We start from the raw sequence: 18,883 nt of genomic DNA on the forward strand, positions 1-18,883 counted from the left end.
ATGATTATCAAGTTCATTCGTTTACGTTAATTTTAAACACAATTCGTTATGCCTAACTATTTTTTTAAAAAAATATGTGGGTTTATTTGATTGTGTCTTTTTTATTAACTAAATACGAATGAAATGAGGAGTTAATCATGACTGAAAAGATTATTAAAATTAATGAAATTGATATATGTACAGAGAGCTTTGGCGATTCAGCAGATCCAGCAGTCTTACTGATTATGGGAGCCATGTGTTCAATGGTTTATTGGGATGAGGAATTTTGTCAACAATTAGCTGATACCGGCCGATATGTTATTCGTTATGATAATAGAGATGTCGGACGGTCAACTACTTATAAACCGGGGAGTTTCCACTATACTGTGGTAGATATGGCTGATGATGCGATTGGAGTACTCGATGCATATCATATTGACGAAGCACATATTGTTGGAATGTCATTGGGTGGAATGATTGCTCAAATTGTAGCCTTAAGGAACCCTCAGAGAGTTCTAAGTATAACTTTGATTGCATCAGGTATTTTTGGTTCTGAAGACAACAACAGGAATTTACCTCCGATCGATGAGAAGATACTCGCTTACCATGCTAATGCGGCCAAACTAAATTGGTCAGATGAAGAATCTGTTGCAAATTACTTGGTTGCAGGATCAGCTTTACTCTGTGGTTCAAATCATAAATTCGATGAGAAGAGGGTTTATAAGCAGGTAGAAAAAGAAATAAAACGAGCAAATAACCTACTCAGTATGTTTAATCACTCCCTTCTTAAAGGTGATGATTCTTATGAAGGGAAGTTAAAAGGAATCAATATACCTACTTTGGTTATCCATGGTACAGAGGATATAGTGCTTCCATACGAGCACGGTCTTGCTCTTGTTGATGAAATTCCCCATGCTTTGTTACTAACCCTAGAAGGGTCGGGTCACGAGATTCACTGTGACGATTGGAATCATATAATCAACGCTATTTCGAATCATACTTCAGTCCTATAATCATTATAGGAGCCGTATAAAACAAAAAAGATTTGGAAAAAGGGTTACAATCGAATCTGTAACCCTTTTTTTCTATTAAAAATCATTTTTGGAACTGTTACTCAGTTAAAAAATATTAATGCTCAGTGATTGATATTTCCTTCCTATAAGAGGAAAGTATGAAAGAATAGAATTTAATTGAATATGTTTTCTATTACCCGTTTCAAGCTTTTCCCCATACCTTTTACTGCCCATACTAGTTTAAGGAACACTTTAAAGATAGCATCCCATACGTGTTCATTAATAAAAAATTCGTATACTTTCTTTAACCACTCTTTCGGGGATTTACTCTTACGTTTAAACCTTTGCCAATGCGTTTCTTCACTAGTTTTCATAACTACCCCTTCTTTCTTAATCGAATATGCTTTCTATTAGAAGTTTTAACACCTCGCTATAATGATGAAAAGAACGAGGTTTATCATATCTGGCAATTTAATCACTCCTAATTTTAAATTAAATTCATTATATAACGATTTCTAAATTTTAAGTTAATTATCGGTGAGAATTAAGCAAAATTTAAACAAAAACACTTATATTAGGCTTTAGTTACAGGTTTTCCCCCTATAAAATCAACTATTTGCGCCACCAACTATGGGGTACGCGAATTACTTTGATATTATCTTTGAACGAACAAAATAACTCCTTTCGAAAAACAAATGAACTGATATTAATCAACTTCCAATAACGAGAATTATGTAAATAAGCTGTCCACATGGGCAGCTTATTTTATTTTTGTCTTAGCTTGTTTTTCAAAATATTAGTGGTATCTCAATACGGTTACTCATAATTTTCGTACTGTGTAACTCAAAAGAGAAAGTGAAATGAAATCAATGATACCAAGGGATTAAACAAAGGGTTCAGTTACACACAATATAAGATATGGGTAAGTTAATTGGATTTATGATGACATGCACATCAATATATTATAAACTTAAATTATTAGCAAGATATATTAACCCGTAATGATTTGCATTTTGATGTGGATTTAATTCATAAATGTGTAACTTTCATAGAAAAGTGGCATTTTAAATTAAACTCTTTTCAAAAATTTTTAATAGCATTTGTGTTTTTGTTTGATGAATATGAGGGTGTTTATTTTGATCAGCATTTTTGGATGATGGCAAGGGGTGCTGGTAAAAACGGATTGATTAGTGCATTGACACACTTCTTTATTAGCGAATTACACGGCGTTGAGCATTATAATGTATCAGTAGTTGCTAATACAGAAAGGCAGGCTAAAACTTCTTTTATAGATGTTTATGAAAAGAATAAAAAGCATGAAATATTAGACGAGCTATTTGTATCAACTAAACAATTGATAACGAATAAAGCGACTCGTTCGACTTTTGAATTTCATACATCAAATGCAGGAAGTAAAGACTCATTAAGAGATGGATGTGTCATTTATGATGAGATACACAGATATGAAAATAGCGATGTTGTAGAAGTATTCTCTAGTGGTTTAGGTAAAGTTCCTAACTCTAGGGAATTTTTTATTACCACAGATGGGTTTGTCCGTGAAGGTTACCTTGACAAAATGAAAGAGCGAGCAATGAACATCTTAAAAGGGAAAGAAAAAGAAGATAGGTTGTTCCCTTTTATTTGCAAGCTTGATAACGCTGAAGAAGTAGACAATCCAGATGTATGGGAAAAAGCAAATCCAATGTTTAGTAAGCCTATGAGTCAATATGCTAGAGGGTTGTTCAAAAAGGTTATGCGTCAGTATAAAAACCTTGAGAATGATCCATCTAACAGAGAAAACTTCATGACTAAAAGAATGAATTTACCAGAAGTAGATTTAACAAAGTCTGTTGCTACTTGGGAAGAAATAATGCGTACTGGTTTTGAAGAAGATGGAGAAACTCTCAGAAAGATTCCTGATTTAAAACATAAAGTTGCTGTGGGTGGACTCGATTTTGTTAGTATTAAAGATTTTGCAGCGGTCGGATTACTGTTTAAATATGGTGAAGATTATATTTGGAAAAGTCATTCGTTTGTCCGCAAAGGATTCTTAGATAAGGTGAAATTAAAAGCACCTATTCCGTCTTCAGTTAACTGAAAAGGGTGTTAGTATATCCGTAAAAGAAAATGATGTAATCGCAGCATTCAATATGAGTAAAGAGAACATTACTTTGAATGCTAATAGGATTAACTTAGTAGGTTTTATTACAGCGAATCATATCAAAGGAAAAGTTTTAGAAGGAGTAACACTTAAAACGAGTGGAAACAGATTTGTTGAAATAAATAAGCAAGACATGAAGATTTTCGATTTAGATAAGCCACGTGGTTATATAGGATTTATGGAAACAAATGATGGAAGTATTCAACCCTCATTAGTCCTTGGTTCTGATAATAAAAAATACGCTGGTACAGGATCATTTTATATTTATCAAGTCATGCCGCGAATTAATGGAGTCGATCAACCTTCTAAAGCGTATGCAAAATTTGGGGTTTCTAAAGGAGAAAATGCAGAAGGTACTAATATTTGGTCAAATTATATTCAAATGCAGAATGACGGTGGACATCTGAGCGTATATTCAGATGGACAATTTCGTTTTCAAAACTTGAATGATATTATTTTTGAATCTGAAGGATGGGCTCCAGGATATGGTTACTTCTCTGTAACTACAACTGAACCGCATATTTTTAACAATAACAAGGGACAGTTTACTTTCAAAAGAAAAGGCAGTGACTATAAAATACATTTCATAAACGGCGCCACCGATCATGATTTAATCATGGGTAATGCAATGATAAAATCAAGTTTTGTACAAGGTTATAACAACGGATTACAGATTAAAGATATGATGGGCCAAGGATGGAAAGATATAGAATTAAGAACGCTACGAGCGCAAGAAAATGTAAGTGCTAATGGTCAAATGTGGGCGAAAGCATTTAATCCTACATCAGCTAGGAATATGAAAGAAAATATAAAAGATATTCCTTTCTCAGTTCTTGATAAAATCATGAGTTTAGCTATCAAACAGTACAACTTCAAGGACGACATGTATGATCTGTATCAAATGCGTGTGAACAAGCCGGAAGAACAAACAGAACCATATACAACAAAAGAAATTGAAACGTATTTCGGTATGATTGCAGATGATACGGAAGATATATTTACAGATAAAGAGAAACGGGCCATTAATTTATATAATACTGTTTCAATCTTTATTGCAGCTTTCCAACAGCAGTATCATCAATTTAACGAAGAGTTAACTACTGTTAAAGGTGAGAATAAACAACTAAAAGAGCAAGTTACAAAACTAACAAACGATGTGTCCACATTAACAGAATTAGTACAAAAATTAATAGACGAGAAACCAGAGCAGCCATAAGCTGGTCTTTTTTTATTATCTAAAAAAGGAGAGAAAAAGATGGATCGTATTGATGTGTTATTAAAGACCTTTATTGCCACTTTCGGTGGCTTCTGTGGGTATTTCTTGGGAGGATGGGATGCAACATTGAAAATCTTAGTGACGATGGCAGTTATTGATTATTTAACTGGCATGATTGCAGCAGGGTATAACGGAGAATTAAAAAGTAAAGTTGGTTTCAAAGGCATCGCCAAAAAGGTGGTGCTTTTTCTTTTGGTTGGAGTGGCGACCCAGCTAGATGTGGCACTTGGAAGCAATTGTGCTATTCGAGAAGCAACAATTTTCTTCTTCATGGGTAATGAATTACTTTCACTTTTAGAAAATGCTGGCCGCATGGGTATTCCGTTGCCGCAAGCTTTAACAAATGCATTTGAGATTTTGGGTGGTAAACAAAAACAAGAAGAGAAAAAGGGAGATGTTCAATAATGGAAATCAGAAAAAAATTAGTTGACCCAAGTAAATATGGTACAAAGTGTCCGTATACAATGAATCCAGAATTTATCACAGTTCATAATACGTATAATGATGCTACAGCAGAAAATGAAGTATCTTATATGATTCGCAATGATAACCAAGTCTCGTTTCATATTGCGGTAGATGATAAAGAAGCTGTACAAGGAATTCCTTTAGAACGTAACGCTTGGCATTGCGGTGATGGTGGTGGTAACGGAAATCGTAAATCTATTGGAGTTGAAATCTGTTACTCTTTAAATGGTGGAGATCGATATTATAAAGCAGAAGATAATGCAGCTATCGTTGTAGCTCAACTAATGAAACTGTACAATATTCCAATTAGTAAAGTTCGCACACACCAATCATGGAGTGGAAAGTATTGTCCTCATCGTATGTTGGCAGAAGGACGTTGGAATAGCTTTATTGAAAGAGTCCAAAATGCATATAACGGCGGAGGTAGTCCAGTAATGACAACTCCTATTCCACCTTCAAACGATAGTACAAAAGTTGCTTATATTAACGGCGATAACGTGAATTTACGAAAAGGACCTGGAACTGGATATGCAGTTATTCGTAAATTAGGTAAAGGAGAATGCTACCAAGTATGGGGTGAGTCAAATGGGTGGCTAAACTTAGGTGGCGATCAGTGGGTATATAATGATTCATCATATATTCGTTATACAGGAGAAAATGCACCAGCACCTTCTAAACCTTCAATTGATGGCATTGGTGTAGTGACTATTACAGCTGATGTATTACGCGTTCGTACTGGTCCAGGAACTAACTATGGTGTCGTAAAAAATGTGTACCAAAGTGAAAGATATCAGTCTTGGGGATATAGAGACGGTTGGTATAATGTTGGTGGCGACCAATGGGTTTCTGGTGAATATTTGAAGTTTGAAAAATAAAACATACTACTATACAAAAGAATAGTTTGATAAACAAAAATAAGAGCCGTCCTATGGGCGGCCTTTTTCTATTTCTATGTAATTAAAATTTGCTTTTAGATAATGCTTTGAGTATAGGTCTTACAATAAAACCTATTAAACGAAATCCCTTTAAACTCCATTTTGTACATTTTGTATTTCATTCAATGTTGAAGACATTATATCTACATAATCTATCATAGCACCTATGTTTAACTTGGCTGTTTCAGTATCATTTTCATTTAAAGCTATAAATGCTTGGTCTACCATTTGTTTAATTGCTCTTGCATCGTCTCTTAATTGAACTTTGAAGTAATCATACTCCTTAGGAGGTTCTATACTTGCTAGTCTATTAGCTCTCCCACTTACTCTACTTAATTCTCCCTTTAATCCTGTTTGAGTTGTTTTCCACGTTCCATCTTTTTCAGCTAAGGATTTAATAGATTGAACTGCCGTCTTTAAGTCATTAGAAGTATCCTTAATATCTTCTTGATACTTCTCTAAAGGAGAAGATGCACTAGAACCTTTAGTTAACTGCTTGTCTCTATACTCTCTTTCCTCAGCTAGTGTTCTACCTTCTCCAATTACAGCTTCTTTTACTGTTTTATCGTTTGAGACTTCATTTTTATCTGTATCTTCTTTCTTTTCCGTTACCTCTTTTTCTTCCTTGGCTTTCTTTTCAGCAAGCAATTTTTCCTTTTCGGCAAGCAATTTTTCCTTTTCATCAAGCAATTCTTCTTTTTCTTTGTATAGCTTATCTGCTTCTTTGTCTATTGACTCGTCTTTCTTCTTTTCCGACTCTGAAACCTTTAAGCTATCAGTCTTCTTCTCTTCTGTATTGTCCTTAGAACATCCTACTAACATAAGTGGTAATGCTAAAAAACATATTAGTTTCTTTGCTTTCATTATGTATACTCCTTTTTGAAGAACATTGTAATTAATTAACATATGAAACTATAACATAAAATATATAAATAGGATATATGAATTTATCGTCATTACCATTAAATTCTTTTATTCTATTAATGAAAAATATGATATACATACTTGGAAATGAAATAATAGAAGAAAGAAGATTTATATTGCCATTACCCTGTTGGCGTCAATCCGTACCGTCTATTTTTTCTGAAATATGGTAGGTAGACGGACCTACACATTAGTACACAATTGGAAATATAATCAGTAAAGTGAAAAGGAATGTATGAGTTATTTAAATAAAAAAGTGCTAACAAGTTTGCAAACGAACTTGCTAACACCTATACAGAATAGATATAAATTATCGCCGATATGTCGTCTTTGAAATAGCTTTAATCAGTTACATCATACTTATACGAAATGCTCATAAAAACAGTCTTAATATCAAGAATATAACATGTTAGGTCAAACAAACCTTGATATAACAATGTTTGTTTAACTTGCATTTATAAAATATTTACATTTTATAAATGCAAGTTATCCAAATCAACGTAATTATAAACATAAACATGATTAACACCAATCGTTTTGTGTGACATTCGTATATTTTAAGTCTTTGATAAATAATACAATTTAAATTTTGCAGATCAGTAGAATGAGGAAAGATGCTTAGAGTATTAGCGAAACCCAACCTTAATCAATTCTTCATCATTTACTTCAATTACGAATCTATATTCTTTGTCTAATAGCCAGTAATAAAAACTGACTGCATCAACGTCAACTAGTGATTGGAATACTTTATCAAGATTTGTACTTACTACAGGGATTTCATAGTTATCCCATATTATAAAAATCTGTTCATCAAAATCTAGTTGGTTTGCTCTAATAAGGGAAATTAGTTGTTCTTTGTTCGAAGCTATGAATTGATTATCTATCTGTTCCCAATCTATTCTTCCAGAGACAGTTATAGGAAATAAATTCATTAAAATAGTAGCAATCTGCTGGCTTTTTTCTTGGGGGAAAATGACAGTTTCGTTTCCTAGGGATTCAAGGCATTCATTAAACAAAGGGTTTGTATCATTTCTGTTTTTTGTTTTCAGTGCTCTTAACTTTTGTCGCAATTTCCATTGTCTTGACGATCTATCATCCATTTTTAACATTCCTTATACAATTATTTAAAAATGAGTATAGCATATAAGGGAAGTCTTTATGAAAAGGAACTTTTTAAATATAAATTAAACAAAAGCGTTATTTGAAAAAAAGCCTTTTAAGGAAAGATAAGAGGCCATCAAAAAATATAACAACATGAAAATTTTATATTATGTATATACAATTTAAAGAGTTAGTGGAAATAATAAAATGTATAAAATTCTTATAAAAAAGCCCTAGGATTAGGGGATCTAGGGCTTCCTCTGTTGGTATATCTCACACGACATTATAAAAAGAAAAGAACTTAATGAAGATAACACATGAATGTTTCGTAAATGTATCAAAAAAGTGAACAAAAACGTTATTTTATTAGAAAAGTATGATTGTATGAAATATCATGTATGAAAGAAGAGGCGTTAGCAAAAATATACCTTAACGAAATCGGCTTTATTTTTCAGCAAAGTATTCTTCTTAAGTGACTCATGTTGTAAAGGTAGCAGCGAAAACAGAAAGAGTTCTTTTTTTGGCAGACTGAGAAATTGTTAGTGAAATACGGATGGGAAAATAGGAACATGATTATTTGAAAGTACGGGAAGAGAAATTGCTAAAATGGCAAGATGTACTTGGATTTTAAAGAAAAAACTCCTATTGAATGTAGGAGTTTTTTCTTTGTTTGAAAGTTCAAAAAGATATATAATAATTTTCTGACTGTTAAAATATGGAGGGGTATTAATGAAAACTGAAATGTTACACACACAAGAAGACATTTTAAAAATGCTTGATTCATTATTAAGACCTGCTGAACCCTTTTGGAATGAGTTTTATGAGAATAGAGAAAAGGATGTTCCGTTTTTTGAAAATGTTCCAGATGAGAATCTAGTTTCGTATATACAAAAAGAGAGAGTTTTAAAAGGGAAGGTATTAGAACTTGGATGTGGTCCAGGTAGAAATGCCATTTATTTAGCGACTCAAGGATTTGATGTAACAGCAGTGGATTTATCTGTAGAAGGCATTAATTGGGCTAAAGAAAGGGCATTGGCAAAAGGGGTAGCAATTCATTTTATTTGTGATTCAATTTTTAATTTAGAGGTTCAAAACGAATTTGGTTTTGTATACGATTCGGGCTGTTTGCATCACATTCCACCGCATAGAAGAATAAATTATGTGGATTTAATTAAAAACTCATTAAAATCGGGTGGTTATTTCGGATTAACATGTTTTGCGGCAGGCGATTTAGATGAGCGAAATGGATCGGAAATAACAGATTGGGATGTATATAGAGGATGGAGTCTACAAGGTGGTCTTGCATACTCGGAAGAAAAGTTAAGAGAGATATTTAAAGAATTTGAGGTAATTGAGATTAGAAGGATGAAACAAATGAAACGACCGAAAGAAATGTTTGGAGAATCATTTCTTTGGACAGCATTATTTAAGAAGAAATAATAAAGTAGATAATTGACAAACTCATTGTTTTTATAGACAATACACTTATAGGAATATACGTTCGGTTTTTGGCCGACTTATGTTTTACATAAATATATAACAAGGGGCTGTCTCCATATGAGTAACACAAATCAAAAAATTACTACGTTTTTAATGTTTGAAGGCAAAGCTGAGGAAGCAATGAATTTTTATACGTCGCTATTTGATCAATCGGAAATTGTAAGTATTTCTCGCTACGATGAAAATGGACCTGGTAAAGAGGGAACTGTAATTCATGCAACTTTTACGTTAAATGGCCAAGAGTTTATGTGTATTGATAGTTATGTAAATCATAATTTTACATTCACTCCAGCTATGTCTCTTTATGTAACTTGTGAGACAGAAGAAGAAATTGATACGGTCTTTCATAAACTAGCGCAGGATGGAGCAATTCTTATGCCTTTAGGTTCTTATCCGTTTAGTAAAAAGTTTGGCTGGTTAAATGATAAGTATGGTGTATCTTGGCAGTTAACTCTTGCTGAATAAAAAAGAAAAAGCGTAACTTATTTGTTTAATCGATTTAGTTAAAAGCTTGAAAAATTAAATAACATAAAAAAGCGTTCCAACTGTCAACAGGTTTGGAATGCTTTTTTTATGTGGAAGTGAGTTGTTTAAAAGTTAACAATTCTATGATTAGTTTAAATGAATGGAATAGATGTGTAATTTTTTGTCTTTTTAGAATTTTTTAGTAATTTTTGCATTTATCTGTTAATGTAAATATAGACAACTATGTATGAACTATTAGGCAGGTTAATAGAAAAAGGAAAGCATTAAGCTTACACATTGAATGCAACTAGATCGTTAGGAGGACTAATCGCAATGGATACTACACAACAAAACAGTAATGCATGGGATAAGAAGGTTCTAGATACACGCAGCCTGTAAGTAGCGAGGTTATTGAGAAAAGCAAATCAGGTGAATGGGAGATTACAGTCACTACGGAAAAATCAGTTCCTAGAAAGTGGTTTCCAAAGTCATTAGATGGATTAAAGATACTTTGCTTAGCATCAGGTGGCGGACAACAAGCACCTGTTCTAGCTGCTGCTGGAGCAGATGTAACAGTTACTGATATATCTAAGAAGCAATTGGAACAAGATGAAAAGGTAGCAAAACGGGATGGTTTGACTTTAAAAACCGTACAAGGAGATATGTCAGACCTTGGTGACTTTGAGGATGAATATTTTGATATTATTGTAAATCCTGTCTCTAATTTGTTTGTAAAAGATGTTCATCTTGTATGGAATGAAGTTTCTAGGGTTTTAAAGAATAAAGGTATTCTTATTGCTGGATTTACAAATCCGTTACTATGGATCTTTGATGATAACCAAGAACAAAAAGGTATTCTTGATGTTAAACATTCAATTCCTTCATCAACATTGGATTATTTACCAGAGGATGAAGTTCAAGATTACATCGATTCAAATCAAACAATAGAATATGCGCATACTTTAGAAGACCAAGTCCAAGGCCAAGTTGAAGCTGGTTTTGTTATAACAGGTTTTTTTGAGGATGATTTTGGTGGAACAAGGATATTAGATAAGCATATTAAAACATTTATTGCGACAAAAGCTATAAAGTTAAAGATGGATTAAGAATTTTTGCTTGTCATACGGGGCGTTAGTCGAAGAATGCTCTTAAAATAGAAAAGGATGGTGCTTTCCATCCTTTTCCTTATGTATTTTGAGTGTCGAAACTATTCTCAAAACAAGTTTTACACTACCAATTGTATAATTAGGTTATGCTTTTATATTAAGAATTTTGCTGACCGAATCTTTTCCCGAGTTTAGCTAACAATTCAGGTTGATCGCTTTGGCTCATTATAACTTCAATAAAGATAAGTTGATTCTTATTAAAAGTTATATTTGTTAAGACTTCTGCTAATTCTGCTTCATTTTCTACTTTAAATGTTAGACTTTTTTCTTCTGACCCAAATACCATTGATAGTTTATTGTAATCCCACATTTGTATATCATTATAAGGTTGGCTTTGGCCGTGAATGGCACGTTCAACAGTGTATCCGTTGTTATTGATTAAAAATATAATCGGTTTTAAATTTTGACGTAGTATAGTTGATAACTCTTGGGCAGTTACTTGGAAAGAACCATCACCAATAATTAAAATGTTGCGCCGTGATAAATTGGCGAGCTGTGTACCAAGTAGAGCGGGCAGTGTATATCCGATAGATCCCCATAACGGTTGTCCTAAATATGCAGTGTTAATAGGTAGAGGGATAGCAGCACTACCAAAGAAAGGTGTTCCTTGCTCTACAATTAAGACGTCGTTTTCTTGTAAGAAATGGTACATTTGCTGCCAAAAACGTTTTTGTGTGACCATTTGTGCTTTTGGATTGAACTCTTCAGTAAAAGGTGATGATTCTAAAATAAATGGCTTAACGTCAAGGGTATCTTTATTACGATGCTCAATTGAATCACTTAAATGTTGTAAAACATCCTGCATTACAACTGGACCGTATTTTTTATCTATAATTTTCACAGTGTAGGGATGGATTTCTATAACTTGTTCTTTTGTAAAACCTTGTGTGAAGCCGCCTGTAATAGTATCAGTTAACTTCACACCAATACTAATAATACAATCAGATTCATCAATTCTTTTTCGCAAGTACGGAGAACTTACATCACCAGTATAAACCCCTATAAATTGAGGCTGTTTTTCTGGGAATATTCCTTTTCCCATACTTAACGTCGCGATGGGAAACCCAGTTTTTTCTACGAATTGATGTAAATTTTCTTTAGCGTGAAATCGATCTACTTCAAAATCAGCTAAAATAACAGGTTTTTTGGCACTATTTATTTTTGAAATGGCATGTAGAAGCATTTTATTTAATGCTTCTTTATTACTTAAAATAGGTTTATTTATAATAGGTTCTGTCGGTTTATTAATTGGTTTATTATACACATCAATTGGCAAATTAATATGAACCGGGCGTTTTTCATTCCAACATGCACGTAAAACACGGTCAATTTCCTCAGCAGCATGCTCAGGTGTTACATTTGTTTGTGCTATAGTGATTTCTCGATACATATTGGAAAAATGATCGAACTTTCCATCTCCTAACGTATGATGGACGATTGCTCCATTTTCCATTACTTTTGTTGGTAGCGTACCCGTAATTTTTATAACTGGCACGTTTTCCGCATATGAGCCAGCAATACCGTTAATAGCACTTAATTCTCCAACACCGAAAGTAGTAATAAGAGCTGCGATTCCTTTTATGCGAGCGTACCCATCTGCTGCATATGCAGCATTTAATTCATTACAATTTCCAATCCACTTTAAATTTTCATGTGCTACTACATCATCTAAAAAGGCAAGATTATAATCACCAGGAACGCCAAATATATGTTCAATTCCTAATTCGTGTAGTCTATCCAATAAATATGCACTTATAGTATATTGTTTTTTCAAATGAATCATCTCCTAATTATGCAATGAATGTTTCAATAGACTAAATAAGTTCTAATGCGTTGATTAAAATATTCATTACTAGATTGTGGTATAATTTACATACAGGGGGAAAGTAGATGACACAACATAAAGAAGAACAGATGAATGAGGCATTAGCATTATTTTATTTTGCATATAAAACATTTACTGAAAAGCCAGATGAAATTATAAAAGAATATGGCATTCAACGAGTACATCATCGAATTTTATTTTTTATTGCACGTTTTCCAGGGATAAGTGTAAATGAGTTACTATCACTATTAGAAATAAGTAAACAAGCTCTCCACGGACCGCTACGTCAACTGGTGGAAAAGGGCTTAATTGAGAGTAATGAAGCTATGCATGATCGACGTGTAAAACAGTTGTCTTTAACAGAAAAAGGTGCAGATTTAGAGAAAAAACTGAGTGATGTACAAAGACAACAAATGGGTGCTATTTTTTCAAAATTTGGTGAATCATGTGAGGACAATTGGCACCAAGTTATGAATGAAATGGCAAATAGCCGATCAGGTTTTGATGCTTGGATATCGAAACGTGAAATACCAGTCGATCAAAAATAATGAAAAAACTTCTGTTTTTATCGTTTGAAAAAGAACAAATTTTATCCATACATTTGGCAACTATGATTTGGTCATAGAGTGAATGGATAAAAAGATACATTACTAGATACTTTATACGTGTACGCAATGGAACAATAAAATTCACATTTCCGAAAGGGGAATTATAATGATAAAACTTGTACTTATTCGTCACGGACAAAGCTTATGGAATCTTGAAAATCGCTTTACTGGATGGACAGATGTTGATCTATCAGAGAATGGATTAAGTGAAGCGAGAGAAGCAGGAGCAATATTAAAGAAAAACGGATATACTTTTGATGTGGCTTATACATCAGTATTAAAACGCGCAATTCGGACGTTATGGATTGTACTTCATGAGATGGATCTTACTTGGGTTCCAATACATAAATCTTGGAAGCTAAATGAAAGACATTATGGTGCATTGCAAGGGCTGAATAAAGATGAAACTGCACAAAAATATGGTGAGGAGCAAGTTCATATTTGGAGAAGAAGTGTTGATGTAAGACCACCGGCTCTTACTGAAGACGATCCTCGATATGAAGCGACCGATCCAAGATATAAAACACTCAAAAAAGGTGAATTTCCATTAACTGAATGTTTAGAGGATACGGAGAAGAGAGTACTTGCTTATTGGCATTCAGAAATTGCGCCGACATTAAAAAGTGGTAATAAAGTAATTATTTCATCACACGGTAACACAATTCGCTCGCTGGTAAAATATTTAGACAACCTTTCAAGTGATGGTGTAGTTTCATTAAATATTCCCACTAGCATTCCGCTTGTTTATGAATTAGACGAAAACTTACGTCCGATTCGTCATTATTATTTAAGTATGGATGGAGAAGTACCTGAAGGGGAAATTCCGAAACATATTTCTTTTTAATACGAAAATTTGAAATGAATGCTTGTCTACATATACAATATAGACTCATGGTAAAGTGAAATTTTAATCAGTGGGGGTCTTATTTCCCACAAATAACAGGATAAAAGACGTGGTACTTTCTAATATATATGCGATGTAGCTAATTTTAGAAGCTTGTCCACGTCTTTTGTCATAAAGAGAGCAGCTTGCGCATGTAATGATATCGTGAGTAGTTTTTGAATGGAGGGTGATGTGATTAATGATCTCTAACATTCAAATTGGCTTATTTGTTTTAGCGATTGTCTTTGTAGTCCTTGTTTTCTTTTATTGGAAAAATGAGGAGTTGTACGAGGAGAAAAAGCAACGTATTAGAAAGACTTGGTATGGTTTGTTTATCATATCTGTCACTGTGTATTTCATGATAAAAGGAATTGATTTAACCCTCTGGAAAAATCTTTTAATGTTTACTGCAATGGCTATTTTTGTTGATATTGCGTTCATTTTAACACCTAATATTTCTGAAATATGGGGTGCGAAATTTAGCGATATTGGCAAGACAGTTCAATCAATAAAACGATCATTAATTGCATCTAAAGCGAGAGGAGAAATATACACGACAATTATTCAAAATGTTAATCCAGCAGTATTCGGTACGATGGAATGGCATACGGAAGAGGAATATACAAAGAGCTTAAATGCATTTTTAGATTCATATGGGGAAAAGATTGGCGCGAAAATTGTTGTTTTTGAAGCCGCGAAGGAATTAAATACAAACTTTCGTGGTATTCGCTCGCAATTTAGTATTATCGTTCCGTTAGAACATATCGAGCAATTGAATGAGCAGAAAGCGGTGCAAGTAGAAAATGTCGGGATTATACCAGCAAAAATAGTAAGTGATGTTTTCATTGTTATTGATGGAAAGAAAAATAACCTGCAAGATCGGGATTTTGAAAATGTATATAATTTAACAATACATCATAGTTATTTTAGTAAATAAGGACAGAATCTTTTTCTGTCCTTTTCTTCTATACATAAATTAAAAACAAAATCCGACAAAGTTGAATAAAATTGGACAATCATTCCTACACTAGCAGGTAGAGGTGATTGTAGTGGTAAAAGATTATGACAATGATTTTTTTAAAGAAGATAATGAAGATACAACAGATTTCTCTTTAATAAAAGGGGATACGTTGCAGCAAGTAGAAGAATTAGAAGAAGAATTAAAAAGAAAGTCATAAGTGTACACTCTTTCTACATTTGCTATATAATATAAATAAAAGGTTGTATCTTTTTGAAAAGGGGGAGAAGAGATGGCTGAAGTCAATGCACAAAAGTCTTCGTTTTTTAAAGAAAAAAAAGAAGAATCAAATACAGATTTCTCTCTTGTGAAAGGTGCATTAACGGAGAATATAAATCGGTTAGAGAAACTGATGAATAATAGTAGTTCAAAATATATACAGGTGAAAAGAACAAAAGAAAATGCATAGAGCATTTTCTTTTGTTTTTTTATTTAATAGTAAACTTTTCTCTTATTTTTTCAGGCAAATCTGCTTTCTGAATCTCTTAATAGGACTTTACTTCAATTGATGATATTTCATTTTTATTATTATCATCTTGATCTACATATAGGCGTAAAAACGCGTCTTCATTTAATTTATGATCGTTTTCTTTTTTTGTACTTCTAAATGTAATTTGTTTTTTGACGCCATCTTCATCATATGCGGGCAGCGTATAGTTTCGTAAGTTTCTACCATCAACCTTTTCGATAGTTCCTTCGCCTTTTATCTGCATGTAATATACATCTTTACCAATTCTATTTAGTGACGCTCTCTCACAGCCAATAGTAAAACTAGAAAATAATAAACATAGTGTAATAATTGCTAAAAACTTTTTCATTTTCTTTATCTCCTTTAATGTGTTTCTTTAAAAAGTATACGGCTATTATTAAATGAGAAAAATCGATATAGATTACAATGCCCTTACAATGTTGTAAGAGTGTTGTACATAAAATGAACAATAAAAGTTAAAAGAAAGGTAAAATAATGAATCATGGTATAATGATAAAAGACTTACATACTATTTTTTCATTTTGAAAGGAGCTTGAAAAATGTATTCTACTTTAGAACAATTAACAAAGCACCCTGTATTTTATCATTTTGCAGAAATTTCAAAGATTCCTAGAGGATCAGGTAATGAAAAGGAAATTAGTGATTATTTAGTGGGCTTTGCAAAAGAGCGTAACTTAGAAGTCATTCAAGATGAAGCATTAAATGTCATTATTAAAAAAGAAGCAACAGCTGGTTATGAAAATGTACCAGCTATTATTATTCAAGGTCATATGGATATGGTTTGCGAAAAAAATCAAGCAACAGTACATGATTTTGAAAAAGATCCAATTGAATTACGAATCATTGGGGATATGTTATATGCAAATCAAACAACTTTAGGTGCTGATAATGGTATTGCAGTAGCGTATGCATTAGCTTTATTAGATTCAAAAGAAATTCCGCATCCAGCACTTGAAGTCGTTATCACTACTGAAGAAGAAACGACAATGGGTGGGGCTTTTGCTATTGATCCAAATCATTTTGAAGGAAAGATATTTATAAATATTGATTCTGAAGAAGATCATAAATTACTTGTAAGTAGTGCAGGTGGTGCGAAAGCTGTTGAAACAATTCCCGTAATTTGGGATGAAACGCCAGCGAATATGGATGCATACCGTCTATATGTTGGTGGTCTAAAAGGCGGACATTCTGGTATGGAAATTGATAAACAACGCGGTAATGCGAACAAAGTATTAGGACGAGTATTACGTGATTTATCAGCACATACGGAGTTTAACATAAGTGAAGTTCACGGCGGATTAAAAACGAATGCAATTCCGCGTGAAAGTGTAGCTACAATTTTAATTCGTACAGAAGATGTAGGACAAGTAGAAGAAAAACTAGAATCATGGACACGTGTATTACAAGAAGAAATGCGTGCTGTTGATCCAGATGTTCATGTTACACTGACAAAATTGGATGAAACAGTTGAAAAAGTATTTGCTAAAGAGACACAAAAGCAGCTTATTTCATCATTATTCTTAATTCCAAATGGCATTCAAAGTATGAGCATGGATATTAAAGGTCTTGTAGAAAGCTCAACAAATTTAGGCGTTATTGAAACGTTGCAAGATGAAATTAAATTACGTAACGAAGTGCGAAGTTCTGTAAGTAGTTTAAAACAACATGTTGCAGAAGAAATCAAATATATTGCTGAATTAGTTGGTGCTACATTTGAAATAGAGTCAGAGTATCCAGAATGGCCATACAATCCAAACTCACAAATTCGTAATTTATTTGAAAAAGTGCATCAAGAAAAATACAATAAAGAAATTGAAATCTTCGCTGTGCATGCGGGGATTGAGTGTAGCGCATTCGTTCAAAAAATGCCTGAATTAGATGCAATTTCATTCGGACCAGACATTTTTAACGTCCACACTCCAGATGAACATATCAGTATCTCTTCTGTAGTGAATAACTGGGGATTCTTCATTGATGTAATGAAGGGTACAAAAGAATTAGCTAAGTAATAACGACGAAATAAAAAGGAGTCTATAAAAATTTATAGGCTCCTTTTTTGTATTGGAATTTATCCCGCAATTTGCCGGGCAGTCCGATTGGTTTAACTAATAATCAGTGGGGGATGAATAAAACCACTACTGATTAAAGTTTCACTTTATGAGAAGTCATTTTTCGTTAGTATGTAATATTAAGCTTGAACAATTAATAAGGATGAATTGTTGATGTTTTTTAGTACTGATGAAGGGGTGGAGAAATGAAGGAAAGAAAGCATTTTATTGTTTGTATGTTTTTATTGTTTTTCACATTTAGTTTTATTGGTGTTCAGAAAATAATAGCAGAAGAAGTTGAATTTTCAGGAACAACAGCTCCATTGAATGTAAATGTTAGAGAGGCAAAAAGTTTAAATGCAAATATTGTAGATGTGATTCCCGGAAATACAAAAGTATCTTTTAAAGGATGGGAGTATGGTGAAACGGTTAAAGATTATTGGACAGGAAATTTAGATAATCGTTGGTTTTATTATTTTAAAGATGGAAAAAAAGTATATGTAACGTCAGCGTATATTAATGGAAATCCTCCAAATACATCAATAGATCGTAAATTATTTGTACCTAACATATTACAAGAAAGATCAAATTGGTGTTGGGCAGGCACTTCGGTTTCAGTTTTAAATTATTTTGGGAAAACTCCTTCACAAGATCAGTACGTTAGGTATGTTAAGGGTGGATCATATAATAATCCTGCAACTTCACGTGAAATACAATATGGATTATCAGGATATGGTGTTAGCTCAGCTATAAGTTCTGGAGCAAAATCTTATGATTGGTTCAAAAGTCAAATTAATAGTAATCAGCCGATGATTGCACTCATTATGTGGCAAAATGGAGCTAACATCGGACACTTTCTAGTACTTGATGGGTTTTATAAAGGGACAAATGGAACAGATTATATAACGTACATGGACCCTTGGTATGGTGATCATTATAATCATAATTTCAGTACGTTCCATAACAATAATAATTTTTGGTGGAGTGAAACTGTTTATAATATCCATGCAAACTAATAATATTAAA

Annotated in this window: 17 protein-coding genes and 4 pseudogenes; 16 read left to right on the forward strand and 5 right to left on the reverse strand. The window is 33.0% G+C overall.

The window, feature by feature from the left end; all coding sequences use genetic code 11:
- Positions 1–137 precede the first annotated feature (137 nt).
- Positions 138–992, forward strand: a complete 855-nt coding sequence (mle, locus tag DN399_RS11685; RefSeq protein WP_006924004.1) for an alpha/beta fold macrolide esterase — start codon at positions 138–140, stop codon at positions 990–992.
- A 173-nt stretch (positions 993–1,165) separates the two neighbouring features.
- Here mle and DN399_RS11690 read toward each other — a convergent pair whose 3' ends face one another.
- Complete coding sequence (locus tag DN399_RS11690) at positions 1,166–1,366, reverse strand: hypothetical protein (protein WP_000858032.1); 201 nt, start codon at positions 1,364–1,366, stop codon at positions 1,166–1,168.
- 614 nt (positions 1,367–1,980) lie between these two features.
- Here DN399_RS11690 and DN399_RS11695 point away from each other — a divergent pair.
- From DN399_RS11695 to DN399_RS11710, 4 genes and pseudogenes are all read left to right on the forward strand, one after another.
- Positions 1,981–3,072: pseudogene (locus DN399_RS11695) on the forward strand (terminase large subunit domain-containing protein); the annotation flags it as partial.
- Between the two features lies 1 nt (position 3,073).
- Positions 3,074–4,369 (forward strand): annotated as a pseudogene (locus DN399_RS11700) (tail fiber domain-containing protein); the annotation flags it as partial.
- Between the two features lie 39 nt (positions 4,370–4,408).
- On the forward strand, positions 4,409–4,834 hold the full coding sequence (locus DN399_RS11705) for a phage holin family protein (protein ID WP_149149576.1): 426 nt from the start codon (positions 4,409–4,411) through the stop codon (positions 4,832–4,834).
- Complete coding sequence (locus DN399_RS11710; RefSeq protein ID WP_149149577.1) at positions 4,834–5,769, forward strand: N-acetylmuramoyl-L-alanine amidase; 936 nt, start codon at positions 4,834–4,836, stop codon at positions 5,767–5,769. Before DN399_RS11705 ends, DN399_RS11710 begins: the two co-directional genes overlap by 1 nt.
- A gap of 150 nt (positions 5,770–5,919) precedes the next feature.
- Here the strand turns inward: DN399_RS11710 and DN399_RS11715 are convergent, their stop codons facing one another.
- Together DN399_RS11715 and DN399_RS11720 are read right to left on the reverse strand one after the other, a co-directional pair.
- The gene (locus tag DN399_RS11715; RefSeq protein WP_071772649.1) at positions 5,920–6,693 is read right to left on the reverse strand and encodes a DUF6376 family protein; all 774 of its coding nucleotides are present in this window, start codon (positions 6,691–6,693) and stop codon (positions 5,920–5,922) included.
- 686 nt (positions 6,694–7,379) lie between these two features.
- On the reverse strand, positions 7,380–7,853 hold the full coding sequence (locus DN399_RS11720) for a CDI toxin immunity protein (RefSeq protein ID WP_149149578.1): 474 nt from the start codon (positions 7,851–7,853) through the stop codon (positions 7,380–7,382).
- 473 nt (positions 7,854–8,326) lie between these two features.
- Between DN399_RS11720 and DN399_RS28360 the strand changes: the two are divergent.
- The 4 genes and pseudogenes from DN399_RS28360 to DN399_RS11735 all read left to right on the forward strand — a co-directional run.
- Positions 8,327–8,485, forward strand: a pseudogene (locus tag DN399_RS28360) (ABC transporter ATP-binding protein); the annotation flags it as partial.
- A 98-nt stretch (positions 8,486–8,583) separates the two neighbouring features.
- Positions 8,584–9,294 carry a class I SAM-dependent methyltransferase gene (locus DN399_RS11725; protein WP_139849942.1) on the forward strand — a complete coding sequence of 237 codons (711 nt, stop codon included), beginning with the start codon at positions 8,584–8,586 and terminating at the stop codon, positions 9,292–9,294.
- A 117-nt stretch (positions 9,295–9,411) separates the two neighbouring features.
- Positions 9,412–9,819, forward strand: a complete 408-nt coding sequence (locus DN399_RS11730; protein ID WP_000072493.1) for a VOC family protein — start codon at positions 9,412–9,414, stop codon at positions 9,817–9,819.
- A 333-nt stretch (positions 9,820–10,152) separates the two neighbouring features.
- A pseudogene (locus DN399_RS11735) lies at positions 10,153–10,925 on the forward strand (class I SAM-dependent methyltransferase).
- Positions 10,926–11,082: 157 nt separating this feature from the next.
- Here the strand turns inward: DN399_RS11735 and DN399_RS11740 are convergent.
- Positions 11,083–12,768 (reverse strand): alpha-keto acid decarboxylase family protein, encoded by a 1,686-nt coding sequence (locus DN399_RS11740; protein WP_149149579.1) that lies wholly within the window; start codon positions 12,766–12,768, stop codon positions 11,083–11,085.
- Positions 12,769–12,875: 107 nt separating this feature from the next.
- On the opposite strand from DN399_RS11740, the gene DN399_RS11745 reads away from it, so the two are divergent.
- The 5 genes from DN399_RS11745 (at position 12,876) to spoIISB (ending at position 15,728) form a co-directional block, all read left to right on the forward strand.
- Entirely contained in the window at positions 12,876–13,358 is a 483-nt protein-coding gene (locus DN399_RS11745; protein WP_000191886.1) for a MarR family winged helix-turn-helix transcriptional regulator, read from the forward strand.
- A 166-nt stretch (positions 13,359–13,524) separates the two neighbouring features.
- Entirely contained in the window at positions 13,525–14,262 is a 738-nt protein-coding gene (gene gpmA / locus DN399_RS11750; protein WP_000594152.1) for a 2,3-diphosphoglycerate-dependent phosphoglycerate mutase, read from the forward strand.
- A gap of 238 nt (positions 14,263–14,500) precedes the next feature.
- Positions 14,501–15,238 carry a type II toxin-antitoxin system SpoIISA family toxin gene (locus DN399_RS11755; protein WP_149149580.1) on the forward strand — a complete coding sequence of 246 codons (738 nt, stop codon included), beginning with the start codon at positions 14,501–14,503 and terminating at the stop codon, positions 15,236–15,238.
- Positions 15,239–15,350: 112 nt separating this feature from the next.
- Positions 15,351–15,479, forward strand: coding sequence for a hypothetical protein (locus DN399_RS11760; RefSeq protein ID WP_000237818.1), 129 nt, complete (start codon positions 15,351–15,353; stop codon positions 15,477–15,479).
- 72 nt (positions 15,480–15,551) lie between these two features.
- Complete coding sequence (gene spoIISB, locus DN399_RS11765) at positions 15,552–15,728, forward strand: stage II sporulation protein SB (RefSeq protein ID WP_065382523.1); 177 nt, start codon at positions 15,552–15,554, stop codon at positions 15,726–15,728.
- A gap of 76 nt (positions 15,729–15,804) precedes the next feature.
- Here the strand turns inward: spoIISB and DN399_RS11770 are convergent, their stop codons facing one another.
- Positions 15,805–16,137: a YxeA family protein gene (locus tag DN399_RS11770; RefSeq protein ID WP_149149581.1), complete on the reverse strand. Its 333-nt coding sequence runs from the start codon at positions 16,135–16,137 to the stop codon at positions 15,805–15,807.
- Positions 16,138–16,348: 211 nt separating this feature from the next.
- On the opposite strand from DN399_RS11770, the gene pepD reads away from it, so the two are divergent.
- On the forward strand, positions 16,349–17,818 hold the full coding sequence (pepD, locus tag DN399_RS11775) for a beta-Ala-His dipeptidase (RefSeq protein ID WP_000287539.1): 1,470 nt from the start codon (positions 16,349–16,351) through the stop codon (positions 17,816–17,818).
- 245 nt (positions 17,819–18,063) lie between these two features.
- Positions 18,064–18,873 (forward strand): C39 family peptidase, encoded by an 810-nt coding sequence (locus DN399_RS11780; RefSeq protein ID WP_000664544.1) that lies wholly within the window; start codon positions 18,064–18,066, stop codon positions 18,871–18,873.
- Positions 18,874–18,883: the final 10 nt, after the last annotated feature.

Origin of the sequence: Bacillus sp. AR4-2 (assembly GCF_008274865.1) — a bacterium.
GTDB classification, from domain to species: domain Bacteria; phylum Bacillota; class Bacilli; order Bacillales; family Bacillaceae_G; genus Bacillus_A; species Bacillus_A cereus.

Bases quoted from the DNA above. Each gene is read 5' to 3' on its own strand.
- mle (WP_006924004.1), top strand. From the start codon at position 138: ATGACTGAAAAGATTATTAAAATTAATGAAATTGATATATGTACAGAG.
- DN399_RS11690 (WP_000858032.1), bottom strand. From the start codon at position 1,366: ATGAAAACTAGTGAAGAAACGCATTGGCAAAGGTTTAAACGTAAGAGT.
- DN399_RS11705 (WP_149149576.1), top strand. From the start codon at position 4,409: ATGGATCGTATTGATGTGTTATTAAAGACCTTTATTGCCACTTTCGGT.
- DN399_RS11710 (WP_149149577.1), top strand. From the start codon at position 4,834: ATGGAAATCAGAAAAAAATTAGTTGACCCAAGTAAATATGGTACAAAG.
- DN399_RS11715 (WP_071772649.1), bottom strand. From the start codon at position 6,693: ATGAAAGCAAAGAAACTAATATGTTTTTTAGCATTACCACTTATGTTA.
- DN399_RS11720 (WP_149149578.1), bottom strand. From the start codon at position 7,853: ATGGATGATAGATCGTCAAGACAATGGAAATTGCGACAAAAGTTAAGA.
- DN399_RS11725 (WP_139849942.1), top strand. From the start codon at position 8,584: ATGAAAACTGAAATGTTACACACACAAGAAGACATTTTAAAAATGCTT.
- DN399_RS11730 (WP_000072493.1), top strand. From the start codon at position 9,412: ATGAGTAACACAAATCAAAAAATTACTACGTTTTTAATGTTTGAAGGC.
- DN399_RS11740 (WP_149149579.1), bottom strand. From the start codon at position 12,768: ATGATTCATTTGAAAAAACAATATACTATAAGTGCATATTTATTGGAT.
- DN399_RS11745 (WP_000191886.1), top strand. From the start codon at position 12,876: ATGACACAACATAAAGAAGAACAGATGAATGAGGCATTAGCATTATTT.
- gpmA (WP_000594152.1), top strand. From the start codon at position 13,525: ATGATAAAACTTGTACTTATTCGTCACGGACAAAGCTTATGGAATCTT.
- DN399_RS11755 (WP_149149580.1), top strand. From the start codon at position 14,501: ATGATCTCTAACATTCAAATTGGCTTATTTGTTTTAGCGATTGTCTTT.
- spoIISB (WP_065382523.1), top strand. From the start codon at position 15,552: ATGGCTGAAGTCAATGCACAAAAGTCTTCGTTTTTTAAAGAAAAAAAA.
- DN399_RS11770 (WP_149149581.1), bottom strand. From the start codon at position 16,137: ATGAAAAAGTTTTTAGCAATTATTACACTATGTTTATTATTTTCTAGT.
- pepD (WP_000287539.1), top strand. From the start codon at position 16,349: ATGTATTCTACTTTAGAACAATTAACAAAGCACCCTGTATTTTATCAT.
- DN399_RS11780 (WP_000664544.1), top strand. From the start codon at position 18,064: ATGAAGGAAAGAAAGCATTTTATTGTTTGTATGTTTTTATTGTTTTTC.